The 16,585-nt window shown below is 68.7% G+C and carries 13 protein-coding genes, 1 tRNA gene and 1 pseudogene; 10 read left to right on the top strand and 5 right to left on the bottom strand.

The features are described from left to right. On the top strand, window positions 1-948 hold the full coding sequence (locus ACZ54P_RS27395) for a DUF3152 domain-containing protein (protein ID WP_465464434.1): 948 nt from the start codon (window positions 1-3) through the stop codon (window positions 946-948). A 131-nt stretch (window positions 949-1,079) separates the two neighbouring features. Here the strand turns inward: ACZ54P_RS27395 and ACZ54P_RS27400 are convergent, their stop codons facing one another. Next, complete coding sequence (locus tag ACZ54P_RS27400; RefSeq protein ID WP_465464435.1) at window positions 1,080-1,736, bottom strand: SRPBCC family protein; 657 nt, start codon at window positions 1,734-1,736, stop codon at window positions 1,080-1,082. 277 nt (window positions 1,737-2,013) lie between these two features. On the opposite strand from ACZ54P_RS27400, the pseudogene ACZ54P_RS27405 reads away from it, so the two are divergent. Beyond that, window positions 2,014-2,708: pseudogene (locus tag ACZ54P_RS27405) on the top strand (SDR family oxidoreductase). On the opposite strand, the gene ACZ54P_RS27410 reads toward ACZ54P_RS27405, so the two are convergent. After that, on the bottom strand, window positions 2,702-3,076 hold the full coding sequence (locus ACZ54P_RS27410) for a MaoC/PaaZ C-terminal domain-containing protein (RefSeq protein WP_465464436.1): 375 nt from the start codon (window positions 3,074-3,076) through the stop codon (window positions 2,702-2,704). The pseudogene ACZ54P_RS27405 and the gene ACZ54P_RS27410 overlap by 7 nt on opposite strands. A 230-nt stretch (window positions 3,077-3,306) precedes the next feature. Continuing rightward, window positions 3,307-3,379 (bottom strand) — tRNA-Arg (locus ACZ54P_RS27415). 211 nt (window positions 3,380-3,590) lie between these two features. On the opposite strand from ACZ54P_RS27415, the gene ACZ54P_RS27420 reads away from it, so the two are divergent. Together ACZ54P_RS27420 and ACZ54P_RS27425 are read left to right on the top strand one after the other, a co-directional pair. After that, on the top strand, window positions 3,591-4,715 hold the full coding sequence (locus tag ACZ54P_RS27420) for an epoxide hydrolase family protein (RefSeq protein WP_465464437.1): 1,125 nt from the start codon (window positions 3,591-3,593) through the stop codon (window positions 4,713-4,715). Window positions 4,716-4,866: 151 nt separating this feature from the next. Next, window positions 4,867-5,784, top strand: a complete 918-nt coding sequence (locus ACZ54P_RS27425) for a cation diffusion facilitator family transporter (RefSeq protein WP_465464438.1) — start codon at window positions 4,867-4,869, stop codon at window positions 5,782-5,784. A 90-nt stretch (window positions 5,785-5,874) separates the two neighbouring features. Here ACZ54P_RS27425 and ACZ54P_RS27430 read toward each other — a convergent pair whose 3' ends face one another. Both ACZ54P_RS27430 and ACZ54P_RS27435 read right to left on the bottom strand, forming a co-directional pair. Continuing rightward, the gene (locus ACZ54P_RS27430; protein ID WP_465464439.1) at window positions 5,875-6,588 is read right to left on the bottom strand and encodes a DUF305 domain-containing protein; all 714 of its coding nucleotides are present in this window, start codon (window positions 6,586-6,588) and stop codon (window positions 5,875-5,877) included. Window positions 6,589-6,597: 9 nt separating this feature from the next. Further along, on the bottom strand, window positions 6,598-7,395 hold the full coding sequence (locus ACZ54P_RS27435; RefSeq protein WP_465464455.1) for a DUF3105 domain-containing protein: 798 nt from the start codon (window positions 7,393-7,395) through the stop codon (window positions 6,598-6,600). Between the two features lie 203 nt (window positions 7,396-7,598). Here ACZ54P_RS27435 and argS point away from each other — a divergent pair, with 203 nt between their 5' ends. The 6 genes from argS to rho all read left to right on the top strand — a co-directional run bounded on the left by argS (window position 7,599) and on the right by rho (window position 16,413). Then, on the top strand, window positions 7,599-9,254 hold the full coding sequence (gene argS / locus ACZ54P_RS27440) for an arginine--tRNA ligase (protein WP_465464440.1): 1,656 nt from the start codon (window positions 7,599-7,601) through the stop codon (window positions 9,252-9,254). A 5-nt stretch (window positions 9,255-9,259) separates the two neighbouring features. Continuing rightward, window positions 9,260-10,693 carry a diaminopimelate decarboxylase gene (lysA, locus tag ACZ54P_RS27445; RefSeq protein ID WP_465464441.1) on the top strand — a complete coding sequence of 478 codons (1,434 nt, stop codon included), beginning with the start codon at window positions 9,260-9,262 and terminating at the stop codon, window positions 10,691-10,693. 3 nt (window positions 10,694-10,696) lie between these two features. Then, window positions 10,697-12,007 carry a homoserine dehydrogenase gene (locus tag ACZ54P_RS27450; RefSeq protein ID WP_465464442.1) on the top strand — a complete coding sequence of 437 codons (1,311 nt, stop codon included), beginning with the start codon at window positions 10,697-10,699 and terminating at the stop codon, window positions 12,005-12,007. Then, window positions 12,004-13,065, top strand: a complete 1,062-nt coding sequence (gene thrC / locus ACZ54P_RS27455; RefSeq protein WP_465464443.1) for a threonine synthase — start codon at window positions 12,004-12,006, stop codon at window positions 13,063-13,065. The genes ACZ54P_RS27450 and thrC overlap by 4 nt, the downstream gene beginning before the upstream one ends. Continuing rightward, complete coding sequence (gene thrB, locus ACZ54P_RS27460) at window positions 13,062-13,943, top strand: homoserine kinase (protein WP_465464444.1); 882 nt, start codon at window positions 13,062-13,064, stop codon at window positions 13,941-13,943. The genes thrC and thrB overlap by 4 nt, the downstream gene beginning before the upstream one ends. 418 nt (window positions 13,944-14,361) lie before the next feature. Further along, window positions 14,362-16,413: a transcription termination factor Rho gene (gene rho, locus ACZ54P_RS27465; protein WP_465464445.1), complete on the top strand. Its 2,052-nt coding sequence runs from the start codon at window positions 14,362-14,364 to the stop codon at window positions 16,411-16,413. The last annotated feature ends 172 nt before the right edge of the window (window positions 16,414-16,585 follow it).

Raw genomic sequence — 16,585 nt, forward strand, 5'->3', positions numbered from 1 at the left:
GTGGACTGGCTTCCGCAGCCGCGCAGGCCGTTTCCGCCGAAAATCCCGACGGCACGCAAGCCGTCGCACCGGAAGCCGCCGCCACCACCGGACACGACGTCCGCCGAAGAGCCGCGACGAGAACGGAGGGCATTACCCGCCGACCGGGCATGGTGGCCGTTCATCGTCATTTTCGTCGCGCTGGCGCTTTCGGCGGCGCTTTTCCTCGCACCGTTCGCCATCGAGACCTCCGTGAGGCCGGCCTCCGTCCCTCCCCAGCCCCCACCGCGGCCGGCGGTGGAGGAGCCGGCCACCCGCGTACCGGAATCCGCGGCGCTCCCGGAAGGCGATCCGGTCACTCCGATCGGAATGGGGACCTGGCGGGCGATGGGCGGTGCGGGGGGACGCACGGACGGCACCGGCGCGCGGGTTTTGACCTATACCGTCGAAATCGAAGACGGGGTCGAGCACCCGTCGTTCACCGCGGAGGTCGAGTCGATCCTGGCGGACCCGCGCGGCTGGATCGGCCTCGGCGAGGTGTCGTTCCGGCGGGTCGACGGCACGGACGCCTTGCCTGTCTTCCGGATCAGTCTCACCAGCCCCGGCACGAGCCGCCGCCCTGACCTCTGCGGGTTCGCGATCCCCTACGACTCGTCTTGTTACCTGACCCGCGAGCACCGGGTCGTCGTCAATCTCGCTCGCTGGGTGCGTGGTGCGCATTCGTACCAGGGCGATCTCCGGGGCTACCACCGCTATGCCATCAATCACGAGGTAGGTCACGCGCTCGGGCGACCTCATGTCGGCTGCCCTGCCTCCGGAGCGCCGGCTCCGGTGATGATGCAGCAGACCTTTGGCCTCTCCAACGACTACGTCGCGGAACTGAACCGCGCCGAATCACAGGCGGCGGCGAAAGTCTCCCCGGACGGCGCGGTGTGCCGGCCCAATCCGTGGGTCACCGCTGTGCGATGAACGCGGTCGTTCCGGTCCACAGGCTCGGGAAAGCCGAGTCGAAGTCGGCGCTCGCGCAGGACATCAGACCGCGGAGCAAGTAGGAAAAGGTCGTGGCGCACGAGCCCGTGGTCTCCGCCGTGCGGTGAAAGTCAGCGGCACGGATCGGCTTCGGCCGCGGTCTTGAGGTCCTTCAGCCAGATTTCGAGGCCTTCGCCGAGCATCTCGGTGGAGTTGGGTACGTCCTTGTCCACCTGCGGGCCGGTGTGGCTCTCCTCGGTGCGGACGATGACCCCGCCGGGAACCTTGACGAAGTTCCAGACGTGCACGCCGTCGATATGCGTTCCACCGGGGCCGTCGAGCGGGCCGGTCCAGCGGATGCATTTGCCGGGCTGAAGCTGCCGCACGGTGGAGACGATGACGACGTCGCCGGGCGGATAGGGGGTGCCGGGCGGAACGGGAATGGTCCATTGGAACCGGGAGTGTTCGCGCAGCGGGCCGTGGTCCAGGCGTTTCATGGTGATGGGGATGACCGGGTTCTGCCAGGACGGCCACGCTTCCACGTCGGTCTGCAGATTCCAGATGGTGCGTAGCGGCGCCTTGACGAACGTTTCGGTCCGATAGTGCACCTTGGCGGCGGGGTCGATGCCTTTGCCTTGGCAGGTAAGCGAAGCCGGCCTGCTGTCGGGAGCGGGGACGGCCTGCGCGGACGCAGTGGTACCGAGAACGCCGGCGAGGGCCAGCGGTACCGCGAGCAGCGCGGCACGGGTGCCGGTCCGGCGACGGGAGGTTGAGCGGCTGCGGGCCATGGGTCTTCTCCTTGACTCCGTTAATGGGTATTTCGATAGTTAGAAGCTATAGCTAAACGAGGATAAGTGTCAATAGAGCGAGACCGAACCTGGAGGACCAGTCGCTCCGCTTCGACCGAACCTTCCCGCGGTCCGGCCACGACATCGGGCCGCGGGTGATTGACCGCCGAAGGGCTGTTGGTGACACTCGCCCGTACCAGGGAGAAATCCGGCGACGTCCGGCCATAGTGGACGGTAGCGGCGGAGCGGGCGCGGTCCGCGGTGAAGGGAGCGGGTCATGGGCCGGTCGGTTCTGGTCACCGGCGGAAATGGGGTATCGGGTTGGCGATCGCCCGCGATCTCACGGAGCAGGGCCGTCGGGTGATCGTCACCCATCGCGGTTCGGGGGTGCCGGACGGCCTGTCCGGCGTCAAGGCGGACGTCACCGACTCCGCGCAGATCGACCAGGCCTTCACGCTCGTGGAAAAGCTCCAAGGTCCGGTCGAGGTCCTCGTGTCGAACGCGGCCTGACCGACGACACGCTGCCGGTGCGGATGAGCGAGGACCAGTTCGAGCGGGTCGTCGACGCGAACCTCACCGGCGCCTATCGGGGCGCCAAACGCACGCCAGGGGCATGCTGCGGGGCAAATGGGGACGGTTCGTGTTCATCTCTTCGGTCGTCGCGCTCCGCGGGGCGGCCGGCCAGGCGAACTACGCCGCCGGCAAGGCCGGGCTGATCGGCTTCTCGCGTTCGTTGGCGCGGGAGCTGGGCTCGCGTGCCATCACGTCGAACGTCGTCACGCCGGGCTGCGTCCAGACCGACATGATCGAAGAACTCGGCGAGGAACGAAACAGCGGCTACTCGCCGAGATCCCGGCCGGTCGCTACGCGGATCCGGCTGAGATCGCCGCCGCAATGCGCTTCCTCGCCTCGGAGGACGCTTCCTACGTCAATGGCGCGGTACTGGCCGTCGACGGTGGCCACGGTCACTGAGCACCTGACGGCGCCGCCGGGGGAAAGGCCACCACGGCCTCGCCGCGGACCGCGGTGGTGCCGTCCACCTTCACCGTTAGTGCGAGCCTGACCAGGCGTTCCCCGTCGCCGTCGGTCACCTTGAGCACGCGTCCGGCGCAGGTCGGCACGGAGCCGAGCGGGATGGGCGCGACGAACCTCGCCTGCAGTGAACGGATCCGATCTCGGGAGGCCCAGTCACCGACGAGCCGGCCGAGGTAGGCCATCGCGAGCATTCTGTGCGCGATGACGTGCTCGTGTCCCGCCGCGATCGCGACCGCCGGGTCGAGATGGATCGGGTTGTCGTCGCCGGAGGTCGCCGCGAACTCGGCGAGCTTCTCCTCGCTCATTCCCCGCTGAAGAGCCGCTACGTGACGGCGGTCCTTATGCTGGCCGCGGAGCAGCTGGGGGTGAGCGTGCGCGCGGTCGAAAAGCACCTGACGAACACCTATCGCAAGCTCGGGCTGCGCGAATCGCGCGGGAGACCGTGACGTGTGGCGACTCGTTGGCGTTCGATGGGATCGAGGCGGTCAAGTCCTGACCGACATGGACGTGTCGGCGAATGCGCGATCGATCTGTGTGCCCTCGGCAGGATTCGAACCTGCGACACCTGCCTCCGGAGGGCAGTGCTCTATCCCCTGAGCTACGAGGGCGTTGCCGCCTGGGCGACTTCGAAAGCTTAGCGCACCCCGCCTCGGCCTCCTCACGCGAGGTGGTCGTTAACCGGCGTGGTGCTCCACGAGGTGGGCCAGCATGGCGTGAGGAAGACGTCCTGTGTGTCGCTGACCAGGTCTTCCAGGTGCTGGCCTTGGTGTGCATCGGAGATGCGTAGCGTTGGTGTCACCAACGAACCGGGAGGACGTCGTGATCGAACCGTTCGAGGTGCGGATCCCCGAGGTCGCCATCGCCGACCTGCGAACGAGGCTGCGCGCCACCTGCTGGCCCGAGCCCGCGACCGTGTCCGATTGGGAGCAGGGTGTTCCCCTGGAGTTCGCGCGGGAGCTGTGCCGGTACTGGGCCGAGGATTACGACTTCGGTTTGGCGAGCCGGGTCAACGCTTTCCCGGGTTTCAAGACCACTGTGGACGGTCTCGGGATCCACTTCCTGCACGTCCGTTCGCCGGAGCCGGACGCGACACCGCTCGTGCTCACGCACGGCTGGCCGGGTTCGGTGATCGAGTTCCTCGACGTGCTCGGGCCGCTGACGGACCCTGTCGCGCACGGCGGTGATCCGGCGGACGCGTTCCACGTCGTGGCGCCGTCGCTGCCCGGCTTCGGCTGGAGCGACAAGCCGTCGTCGACGGGCTGGAACGTCGGGCGCATCGCCCGGGCGTGGGACGAGTTGATGGGGCGGCTCGGTTACGAGCGTTACGCCGCCCAGGGTGGAGACTGGGGTGCCGGGGTGACGAACATGCTCGCCAAGCTCGTCCCCGAACGGCTGCTCGCGGTCCACGTGAACATGGTGGGCGTCGCCTACGACGAGACCGTGCTCGGCGAGCCGACGGCGGCCGAAAAGAAGTCGATCGACGATCTGGCGCGGTTCCGCGCGGTCGGGTCCGCGTACGCGCAGCAGCAGGCCACGCGTCCGCAGACGCTCGGTTACGGGCTCACCGACTCGCCCGCGGCGCAGGCGGCGTGGATCGCCGAGAAGTTCCGGGAGTGGACCGACAACGACGGCTCGCCGGAGACCGCGCTGTCCTGGCGGCAGATGCTCGACGCGATCTCCGTCTACTGGTTCACCGCGACGGCGACCTCGTCGGCGCGCATCTACTGGGAGAGCAGGGAACGGGACCTCTCCGCGGTTGAAGTTCCTTCGGGTATCTCGATCTTCCCGCGCGAGATCCTTCGGCCGTCCCGGCGCTGGGCGGAGCTGCGCTACACCGATCTTCGCTGGTACGAGGAGCTGGACAAGGGCGGTCACTTCGCCGCGTTCGAGCAGCCTGAGGTCTTCGTCGGCCAGCTGAGGGGATTCTTCCGGTCGCTTCGGTAGCGGTGCGTGTCGGTTCCAGGTTTCGGGAAGGCCCTCCTGGGGGATGGCTTCCTTGTGTGGCTTAAGACATGGTGAACTTAGGCTCACCTGTATTGCACATATGCGCATGTGACAATATATTCGGCCTGTCGACTTCACGAGAGGCGGGGCAATGGGTCACGGGCACGGGCATGGGACGGTCTCGCCGTCGAGCGCGTCAGGCCGCTACCTCAAGAGCCTGACGATCGCCCTGTTCATCGGCGCCGGCTTCATGGTCATGGAGTTCATCGTCGGGTTCGCCGCCGGCTCGCTCGCCTTGATCTCCGACGCCGCGCACATGTTCACCGACGTCCTCGGGGTCGGCATGGCGCTCGCGGCGATCATGCTGGCCCGGCGCAGCGGCCCGACCCACACTCGCACGTTCGGGTTCTACCGGGCCGAGGTGCTCGCGGCACTGGCCAACGCCATCCTGCTGTTCGGCGTCGCGGGATACGTCCTGTTCGAGGCCGTCGGCCGGATGAGCGACCCGCCCGCCGTGCCCGGCCTGCCCGTGCTGCTCGCGGCCGCCGCGGGTCTCGTCGCGAACATCGTGTCCTTCCTGATCCTGCGCAAGGGCGCGGAGGAGAGCATCAACGTCCGAGGCGCGTACCTCGAGGTCCTCGCCGACCTGATCGGCTCCGTCGGCGTGCTGCTGAGCGGGGCGATCACGTTGCTGACCGGCTGGCGCTACGCCGACCCGATCATCGGTGTCGCGATCGGGCTGTTCGTCCTGCCCCGCACCTACGCCCTCGCCCGCCGCGCGCTGCGGATCCTGTTCCAGCACGCGCCGAAGGGGGTCGACGTCGCCGGGATCCAGACCGAACTGGGGGCGTTGAAGGGTGTCGAGGACGTCCACGATCTGCACGTCTGGACGTTGACTTCGGGGATGGAGGTCGCTTCGGCGCACCTCACCATCGCGCCGACCGTCGAGCAGGCCGCGGTGCTGACCGAGGCGCAGAACCTCCTGGCGAACCGCTACTCGATCGAGCACGCGACGCTGCAGATAGAAGTGCCCCAATGCGCTAAACGCTGCCAGGAACTCTCCTGGTAGCTCTCCCCACAACGCATTTCGTCCTCTAAACGCGGTAGTTGGCAACGCGAACTACCGCATTTAGAGGACGAAATGCGCGAGGGGAGGGACTCAGTCGGGCAGGGGGGCGGCGCCGCGCTCCTGAAGCAGACCCTTCATCAGGGTGACTTCGGCACCCTGCGAGACGAGCATGCTCCGCGTCAGCGACTTCACGTCCGGCACGGAGGTGTGGTCGTGGCCGTACTGCGCCATCGCCGTCCCGCCCAGGTGGTGCCGAAGCATCAGCTGCAGGAAGAAGACGTCCATCTCCTTGCCGGTCAGCGACCGCAGTTTGGCCAATTCGGCCGACGTCGCCATCCCCGGCATCGGTGCGCCGTTCGACGGCTTCATCCCAGCGCCCCCGTGTCCGGCGTGGCCGGACATCGGTTCGGTCATCCAGGTCATGTAGGCGCCGGTCGCCTGCTCCGGCTGGCCCCACAGGCCCAGCCAGCCTTTCATCCGGCCGACCTGGCCGGTCTGCGTGCGCTCGATGTCGAACGCGAGGGTCTTGATCGCCGGATCGGTCGTGTGGTCCCGCGCCCAGCCCGCCATGGTGACGGCCTGGAGGTGGTGCACCGACATGTCCTGTGCGAAGCCGACCTCGACCGAGCCCGCCCCCGGGGTGGTGGGAGCGGGGTCGGCGTCGATCAGCCTGGTCGTCAGGGCCCCGAGGCCGAAGCCCAGGATCAGCATGACGACCAGGGCGGCCCCGATCACCAGCCATCGGCTCTTGGTCGACCGCGAAGTGTCGTCCGGTTCGTCGATGTACTGAGGAGCGGGGTCCATCTGGCTCACTTACTTGCTCGCGGGCGCCGACGGCTGGGTGGCCGGAGGCTGCGACGGCTGTCCGGCGCCGGGCTGGCCGTCCTGCTGCGTTCCCGCGGTGCCCTTGTAGTCCATCGGCTTCGCGTCCGGCCCCGGCGGGGTCGGGTCGAAGTCGCCCGGCTCGATCTGCGCGTCGCAGGTGGCGTCACGCTCGGGGTACGCGCCGTACGGGTTGGTGCGCAGCGCGGCGATGAACTGGTCGATCCGCTCGTCGGAGGCGGAATCCAGCTTCAGCTGGTGACCCCAGGACTGCACGGAGATCGGCTTGTCCAAGTTCGGGTACGGCGACATCACCGTGTACGGCTTGCCCTCGACGCGCACCTTCAGCAGGTCCAGCGCCTCGCCGGTGATCTGCTGCGGGTTGTAGGCGATCCAGACCGCGCCGTGCTCGAGACCGTGGACCATGTTCTCGTTGCGGACGGCCTTTTCGTAGACGACGCCGTTGCACGCGGCCCAGGCCTGGTCGTGCGGGCCGCCGTAGGGCGGGGTCTTGTCGTAGGCGACGCGCTCGGCGGCCGTGACGTGCACGGAGCCCTCGTACGTCGTGGTGGTCACGCCGTTGATCCGCTTGGAGGGATCCGGGTCCTGCTGCGAAGGCGCGAAGGCGGCCGCGGCCTCTTCACGGGTCTTCTGCTCGCGCTTCGGCGCCGAGGCGACCATGTAGTAAGTGACCACCGAAGCCGCCAGGGCGACGATCGCGACGACCGCGATGATCGTGCCCCAGGGCGTGCCCTTCTTGGACACGACGGAACTACGGGCGGCCTTCATGGCGTTCTTCGACGACGCGCCCTTTTTTCTGGTTGTCCCGTTAGCCATGGCTCCTGCGTTCTCCAAAGGGGGTGGTCCCTGCGCGGGCCAGTGTAGAGACCACGCGTCTGATCACCGTTAACAGCCAGAAGATCACCGGCTTGGCTCACACCTTCCGGCGGTCGCTGCGAGGCCCGGACCTGCTGACACCTAGAATTCCGCGAGTGACTCCCGCAGCTCTCGCCGAACTGGTCCGTAACTCCGCCGTGCAGGTTCTCACCGCGCGCGGTCTCGACGATTCCGTGCTGCCGGAGAAGGTGACGATCGAGCGTCCCCGCAACCCCGAGCACGGCGATTACGCGACCAACCTGGCGCTGCAGGTGGCCAAGAAGGCGGGCATGAAGCCCCGCGACTTCGCCGACGCGCTGGCCGAGGTGCTCGCGGCCGCCGACGGTATCGACTCGGCCGAGGTCGCCGGGCCGGGCTTCCTCAACCTTCGGCTCGCCGCCGACGCGCAGGGCCAGATCGTCCAGCAGGTCCTCGACGCCGGGGAGAAGTACGGCCTCGGTGACACGATGGCCGGGGTCAAGATCAACCTCGAGTTCGTCTCGGCGAACCCGACCGGTCCGATCCACCTCGGCGGCACCCGCTGGGCCGCGGTCGGCGACGCGCTGGGCCGCGTGCTGTCCGCGCAGGGCGCCCTGGTCACCCGCGAGTACTACTTCAACGACCACGGCGCGCAGATCGACCGCTTCGTCCGTTCCCTGATCGCGGCCGCGAAGGGCGAGCCCGCCCCGGAGGACGGCTACGCGGGCGGCTACATCAACGACATCGCCGCCGAGGTCATCCGCCAGGAGCCGAGCGCGCTGTCGCTGCCGGACGACGAACGCGCCGAGACGTTCCGCCGGGTCGGCATCGAGCTGATGTTCACCGAGATCAAGCAGAGCCTGCACGATTTCGGCACCGATTTCGACGTCTACTTCCACGAGAACTCGCTGCACGAGTCCGGCGCGGTCTCGTCGTCGGTCCAGCAGCTGAAGGATTCCGGGAACCTCTACTTCGAAGACGGAGCCTGGTGGCTCAAGTCCAAGGAGCACGGCGACGACAAGGACCGCGTCGTCATCAAGAAGGACGGCAACCCGGCCTACATCGCCGGTGACCTCGCCTACTTCCAGGACAAGCGCAAACGCGGCTTCGACCTCTGCATCTACATGCTCGGCGCGGACCACCACGGCTACATCGCCCGGCTCAAGGCCGCCGCGGCCGCCTTCGGTGACGACCCGGCCGTGGTGGAGGTCCTGATCGGCCAGATGGTCAACCTGGTCTCCGACGGCAAGCCGGTCCGGATGAGCAAACGCGCGGGCACCGTGATCACCATGGAGGACCTGGTCGGCACGGTCGGTGTCGACGCGGCCCGCTACGAGCTGATCCGGTATTCGGTGGATTCCGCTTTGGACATCGACCTCGACCTGCTGCGCAAGCATTCGAACGACAACCCGGTCTACTACGTCCAATACGCCCACGCGCGGCTGGCCTCCTTGCAGCGCAACGCCGCCGACCTCGGCATCAAATTCGACGGCGACGTCGATCTCGGTCTGCTCACGCTGCCCGCCGAGGGCGAGCTGATCCGCACGCTCGGCGAATTCCCGACCGTCCTCCGCCGGGCGGCGCAGCTGCGCGAACCGCACCGCGTCGCCCGGTACCTCGAAGAACTCGCCGGCGCCTATCACAAGTGGAACGCCGTCGGCCGGGTTCTCCCGAAGGGCGACGAGGAGACCACCCCCCTCACGTTCTCCCGGCTCGCGCTCTGTGAAGCGACCCGCCAGGTGCTGGCGAACGGCCTCACCGTGCTCGGTGTCTCTGCTCCGGAACGGATGTAAAGCAAATGGCTCACCCCGCCGGCCCCCGCCACGCCGACGTCTACCCCCACGCCGACGCCTCGGGTTTCCCGCCGTCGACTCCGGCTGAACTCGACAGGCTGTACCCGAAAGTATGGCCCCGCAACACTTTCCGCGGTGGAGACGGTGTCGTGCGCATCGCGGGCGTCGACGTCCGCGAACTCGCCGAGCAGTACGGCACGCCGCTGTTCGTCGTCGACGAGGCCGACTTCAAGTCCCGTTGCGCCGACTACGCCGAGGCCTTCGACGACCCGGCGCTCGTGCATTACGCGTCCAAGGCGTTCCTGTCCATCGAGATCGCCCGCTGGGTGGCGGAGCAGGGACTGAGCCTGGACGTCTGCAGCGGCGGCGAACTCGCCGTGGCGCAGCGCGCGAACTTCCCGGCCGAGCGGATCACCTTCCACGGCAACAACAAATCGGTCGCCGAACTCGAAGCCGCCGTCGAGGCGGGTGTCGGCACGGTCGTGGTCGACTCCTACTACGAGATCGCGCGGCTCGCCGATGTCGCCGCGAGGCACGACATCGTGCAGAACGTGCTGATCCGGGTCACGGTCGGCGTCGAAGCGCACACCCACGAATTCATCGCGACCGCGCACGAGGACCAGAAGTTCGGTTTCTCGCTGGCTTCCGGCGACGCGGCCGAGGCTGTGCGCCGGGTGCTCAACGCGCCGTCGCTCAAGCTGATCGGCCTGCACAGCCACATCGGTTCGCAGATCTTCGACGCCGACGGTTTCGAGGTCGCGGCCCGCCGCGTGGTCGGCCTGCTGGCCGAACTCGCCAAGGAGCACGGCACCGATCTGCTCGACCAGCTGGCGATCGTCGACCTCGGTGGCGGTTTCGGTATCGCCTACACCGACAAGGACAACCCGCCGCCGCCCGCGCAGATGATCACGCAGATCCGCGAGATCGTCCGCAAGGAATGCGAGTACGCGGGTCTTCCGGTGCCGAAGATCGCCGGGGAACCGGGCCGCGCCATCGCCGGTCCCGGCACGATCACGCTGTACGAGGTCGGCACCATCAAGGACGTCTCGCTCGGTGACAAGGCCTCCCGGCGTTATGTCAGTGTCGACGGCGGGATGAGCGACAACATCCGCACCGCCCTCTACGACGCGGTGTACGACTGCCGTCTCGTTTCCCGCTCCGCCGACGACGACGGGGACGGCCAGGCCGCCGCCGCGCTGTCCCGGGTCGTGGGAAAACACTGTGAGTCCGGCGACATCGTCGTCCGGGACTGCTGGCTCCCCGACACTCTTGCTCCCGGCGACCTGCTCGCCGTGGCGGCCACGGGGGCGTACTGCTACTCGATGGCCAGCGGGTACAACCGGCAGCCGCGGCCCGCGGTGGTGGCCGTGCGCAACGGCAGCGCCCGGGTGCTGCTGCGGCGGGAGACGACGGACGACATGCTGCGCCTGGAGGTCTAGCAAGTGTCTACTGTGGACGGACGTGTGATCAAGGTCGCCCTGCTCGGTTGTGGGACGGTCGGTGGCGAGGTCGTCCGGTTGCTCACCGATGAAGCCGAGGAACTCGCCGCCAGGGCGGGCGCCAGGGTGGAGCTGGTGGGCATCGCGGTGCGGCGCCCCGACAAGCACCCGGAGCTGCCGCCGGAACTGGTCACCTCCGACGTGACGAAGCTCGTCACCTCCGACGACGTCGACGTGGTCGTCGAACTGGTCGGCGGGATCGAGCCGGTGCGGCAGTGGCTGCTCGACGCGCTCAAGGCCGGGAAATCCGTTGTCACGGCGAACAAAGCGCTGATGGCCGAACATTCCGCGGAATTGTTCGAGGCCGCCGACGCCTCCGGCGTGGACCTGTACTTCGAAGCGGCGGTCGCCGGGGCGATCCCGCTGCTGCGCCCGCTGCGCGAATCGCTGGCCGGTGACCGCATCACCCGCGTGATGGGCATCGTCAACGGCACCACCAACTTCATCCTCTCCGCGATGGACTCCACCGGCGCGGGCTACGCGGAGACGCTGGAAGAGGCCAGCAGGCTCGGATACGCCGAGGCGGATCCGACGGCCGACGTCGATGGCTACGACGCCGCCTCCAAGGCCGCGATCCTCGCCTCGCTCGCGTTCCACACCCGCGTCACCGCCTCCGACGTGCACCGCGAGGGCATCGCCGACGTCACCGCGTCGGACCTCGCCGCGGCGAAGGTGCTGGGCCGCACGGTGAAACTGCTCGCCATCTGCGAGCGCGTCACCTCCGACGACGGCACCGAATCCGTTTCGGCGCGCGTGCATCCGGTGATGATCCCGCGCAACCACCAGCTCGCCGGGGTCGGCGGCGCGTACAACGCCGTCTACGTCGAGGCCGACGCCGCCGGTGAGCTGATGTTCTACGGTCAGGGCGCCGGTGGCGCGCCGACCGCGAGTGCCGTGCTCGGCGACCTCGTCGCGGTGGCTCGAAACCGGGTCGTCGGCGGCCGTGGCCCGCGCGAATCCGCGCACGCCGCGCTCCCGGTCAGGCCGATGGGCCAGACGCCGACGCGGTACCACGTCAGTCTCGACGTGGCCGATCGAGCGGGCGTCCTCGCCCAGGTGGCCCAGGCGTTCGCCGGGCACGGTGTCAGCATCGCCGCCGTGCGGCAGCGCGACGCCAACGACACGGCCAGCCTGGTCGTGGTCACCCACCTGGCGCCGGACGCGGCACTGCGGTCCACTGTGGACGACATTGCCGAACTCGATGTGGTGAACCAGGTCGTCAGTGTGATGCGGGTGGAAGGCGAAGACCAGTGATTGCCCAACCATGGCCAGGGATCATCCAGGCCTACCCGGACCGGATCCCGGTCCCGTCCGGCGCGAAGGTGATCACCCTCGGCGAGGGCAACACGCCGTTGCTGCCCGCGCCGCACCTTTCGGAACTCACCGGCTGCGAGGTCTTCCTCAAGGTCGAAGGGGTGAACCCGACCGGGTCGTTCAAGGACCGCGGGATGACCGTCGCCATCACGCACGCGCTCGCCAGCGGGCTGCAGGCGGTCATCTGCGCCTCCACCGGCAACACCTCGGCGTCGGCCGCGGCCTATGCGGCGCGAGCCGGGCTCACCTGCGCGGTGCTGGTCCCGCAGGGCAAGATCGCGATGGGCAAACTCGCCCAGGCGGTGGTGCACGGCGCGCGGATCCTGCAGGTGGACGGCAACTTCGACGACTGCCTCGAACTCGCCCGCAAGACCGCGGTCGACTATCCGGTGACGCTGGTCAACTCGGTCAACCCGGTACGCATCGCGGGGCAGAAGTCGGCCGCGTTCGAGATTTGCGACGCCCTCGGCCGGGCGCCCGACATCCACTGCCTCCCGGTCGGTAACGCGGGGAACATCACCGCTTACTGGGCGGGATATTCCGAGTACGCCGGGGACGGTGTGGTGAAGAACACCCCGCGGATGTTCGGTTTCCAGGCGGCCGGTGCCGCGCCGCTCGTGCACGGCGAACCGGTGGCCGATCCGGACACCATCGCGACCGCGATCCGCATCGGCAGCCCCGCGTCGTGGGACGCCGCGGTGAAGGCGAAAAACGCCTCCGCCGGGCTGTTCGAGGCCGTCACCGACGAGAAGATCCTGGAGGCGTACCGGCTGCTCGCCCGCAAGGAAGGCGTGTTCGTCGAGCCTGCCTCGGCGACCAGCGTCGCGGGCCTGCTCGCCACGGCCGCCGACGGCCGCCTGCCGAAGGGCTCGGTCGTCGTGTGCACCGTGACCGGACACGGCCTCAAGGACCCGGCCACGGCGCTGGAGGGCAACGTCGAGGTCGAGCCGCTCGCCGTCGACCCGACCGCCGTCGCCGCCGCGCTGGACCTGCGATGACGCTGATCGAGGTCAAGGTCCCGGCGTCGTCGGCGAACCTCGGCCCGGGATTCGACACGCTGGGCCTGGCGCTGGCGCGGTACGACCGGGTCGAACTCCGGATCACCGACGCCGGGCTCAAGATCGAAGTGATCGACGACGGCGCCGGCGACGTGGAAGACGTCCCGACCGACGAAACGCATCTGGTCGTGCGGGCCTTCCGGCGTGGCTGCGAACATCTCGGGCTCCGGCCGCCCGGCCTGCACCTGAGGTGCTTCAACGCCATCCCGCACGCCCGCGGCCTCGGTTCGTCGGCCGCCGCCGTCGTCACCGGGGTCGCGGCCGCGTACGCGCTGGCCGAGAAGGCCTTGGACGACGACGCGCTGCAGCTGGCGGCCGAGTTCGAGGGGCACGCCGACAACGCCGCGGCGAGCCTGCTGGGCGGCTTCGTGGTCGCTTGGCAGGAGGGCGGGCGGTTCCGCGCCGAACGGCTCCAGCCGCATCACGACATCCGGCCGGTGGTGGCGATCCCGGCGTCGCGCTCCTCGACGGACGCGACGCGCGGACTGCTGCCCGACCAGGTCCCGCACGCCGACGCGGCGTTCACGGCGGGCCGCGCGGCACTCGCTGTGCACGCGCTCACCGCACGCCCGGACCTGTTGCTCTCCGCGACCGAAGATCGGCTCCACCAGCATTACCGCGCGTCCGCGTACCCGGCGAGCAGTGAACTAGTGCGCGCGCTGCGGGCCGAGGGGGTGGCCGCGGCCATTTCCGGCGCTGGTCCGACCGTGCTCGCGCTGACCGCCGACGGAATACTCCCCGCCGGTGTCGACGTTACATCTTTCGACGTCACCGAGCTGCCGATCGATCCGGGCGGCGTTCAGGTTGCGGCTCAGTAAAGCCTCGGTCACGTGCAGGAGCGCCATCCCGCCACGCGGGGGGTGGTTGTTGCACCCGGCGGTGGCGCGGTCTACCCTCGGGGGCGTTCGATCACCGTGCGTTTCCGCACCCGGTGCCGGTCCAGGTGACCAATGACATCCCTGGCCCGCATCCTTCGTTGATCCGCCAGTTCCGTACTCCGTCTGGCAAGCGGGAGTGGCGGATGGACGCAGGCGGGTTCCCGGTTCCGGCGGTGCCGAATTCCGCTTCCTCCGTTTGGAGGACGCAAACCCCTGTGCTGGAGGCCTTCTAGCTGTGTTCAACACGGCCGAGGAGCTGATCGCCCGTATTGGGGGCCAGATACGCCGTTTCGCAATCGGACGCGAACGGCGGTCCGCTGATCCACCTGGAGGCGTGGATCGGTCAGGAAGGACATTTGTGAGCAACACCGATCTTTTGAGCGACGTCGAAGGTGGCGCCGCCGAGTCGAACGGCGTCGTCGCTCCCAAGCGCACGGTCGGCGGATTGACCGGCAAGACCGTCGCCGAACTGCGCTCGATCGCTGGGGACCTTGGCATCGGCGAGACCACGGGTATGCGTAAGGGCGACCTGATCGCGGCCATCCGCGAGCGTCAGGGCAAGACCAAGCGCAAGTCCCCCGCCGCGGCGAGCGAAACGCTTCCGCTCGAGGGGATCGATGCACCACGAAAGGCTCCGAAGGCCGAAGCGCCCAAGGCGGCCCCGAAGCAGGAGACCCCCAAGGCCGAAGCGCCGAAGGCGGAAGCCGCCCCGGCCGAGGCCCCGCGCGTCGAGAAGGCGGAGAAGGCCGCGGAGAACGGCTCCCCGTCGGCCGCCGAGCGGCCCGCGCAGCAGGAGACCGGCCAGCAGGACGGCCAGCCGCAGCAGGAAGAGGGCGGCCGTAGCCGCCGTCGTCGCGGCTCCAACCGCGCCGCGGGTTCGCCCGAGCAGGGTGGTCAGCCGCGTGAACGCGGTGAACAGCGTGAGCGTGGCGAGCAGCGTGAGCGGGGTGACCGCAACGAGCGCGGTGACCGGGGCGAGCGTGGCGACCGCGGTGAGCAGGGCGGCAACCGTCAGGGCAACCGGGACGGCGGCCGCGACGGGAACCGTCAGGGCAGCCGGGACGGCAACCGGGAGAACCGGGGCCAGGACAACCGGGGCCAGCGCAACCAGCAGGGTGGCCAGGACAACAGCCAGGGCCAGGCCCAGCAGAGCGACGACGACGAGGAAGGCGGCCGTCGCGGCCGTCGCTTCCGCGACCGTCGCCGCCGGGGTGCCGGCGGTGGCCGGGAACAGGGCGGCTCGCCCGACACCGAGATCCGCGAGGACGACGTCCTGCTGCCCGTCGCGGGCATCCTGGACGTGCTCGACAACTACGCCTTCGTGCGTACCTCGGGCTACCTCGCCGGGCCGAACGACGTGTACGTCTCGCTTTCGCTGGTCCGCAAGTACGGCCTGCGCCGCGGTGACGCCATCACCGGTGTCGTGCGCCAGCCGCGTGACGGCGAGCAGCAGCGGCAGAAGTTCAACCCGCTGGTGCGCGTCGACTCGATCAACGGACTGGAGCCGGACGAGGCCAAGCGCCGCCCCGACTTCACCAAGCTGACCCCGCTGTACCCGAACGAGCGGCTGCGCCTCGAGACCGAGTCGCACAAGCTCACCACCCGCGTCATCGACCTGGTGATGCCGGTCGGCAAGGGGCAGCGCGCGTTGATCGTGTCACCGCCGAAGGCCGGTAAGACCACGATCATGCAGGACATCGCGAACGCGATCTCCACGAACAACCCCGAGTGCCACCTGATGGTCGTCCTCGTCGACGAGCGTCCGGAAGAGGTCACCGACATGCAGCGGTCGGTGAAGGGAGAGGTCATCGCCTCGACCTTCGACCGTCCGCCGTCCGACCACACGTCGGTCGCGGAGCTGTCGATCGAACGGGCGAAGCGCCTGGTCGAGATGGGCCACGACGTCGTCGTGCTGCTCGACTCGATCACCCGCCTCGGCCGTGCGTACAACCTCGCGGCCCCGGCTTCCGGCCGGATCCTCTCCGGTGGTGTCGACTCGACCGCGCTCTTCCCGCCGAAGCGTTTCCTCGGCGCGGCGCGCAACATCGAGAACGGCGGCTCGCTCACGATCTTCGCCACGGCGATGGTCGAGACCGGGTCCACCGGTGACACGGTCATCTTCGAGGAGTTCAAGGGCACCGGTAACGCGGAGCTCAAGCTCGACCGGAAGATCGCCGAGCGCCGGGTGTTCCCCGCGGTGGACGTCAACCCGTCCGGTACCCGCAAGGAAGACCTGTTGCTCTCGCCGGACGAGCTCGCGGTCACCCACAAGCTGCACCGGGTGCTGCACGCGCTGGACTCGCAGCAGGCCATAGACCTGCTCATCTCGCGACTGCGCAAGACGAAGACCAACCTCGAGTTCCTCATGCAGGTCTCGAAGACGGCCCTCGGCTCGAACGACGACGACTGATCTTCCCGGTCGCCTTCGGCACTGTCTGGAGTACATGAAGGCCCCCTTCCTTGCGTCTAGCGCAAGGAAGGGGGCCTTCATGTACCCGGGGAGGGGCAAAGGGGCCAGAATCGTAGTGGTCGGGGTGGTCGTGAGTGGCGATTCGGAGGGGGAAAAGGAGAGGGCACCGCCA

It is taken from the genome of Amycolatopsis sp. NPDC034160, from assembly GCF_055575355.1.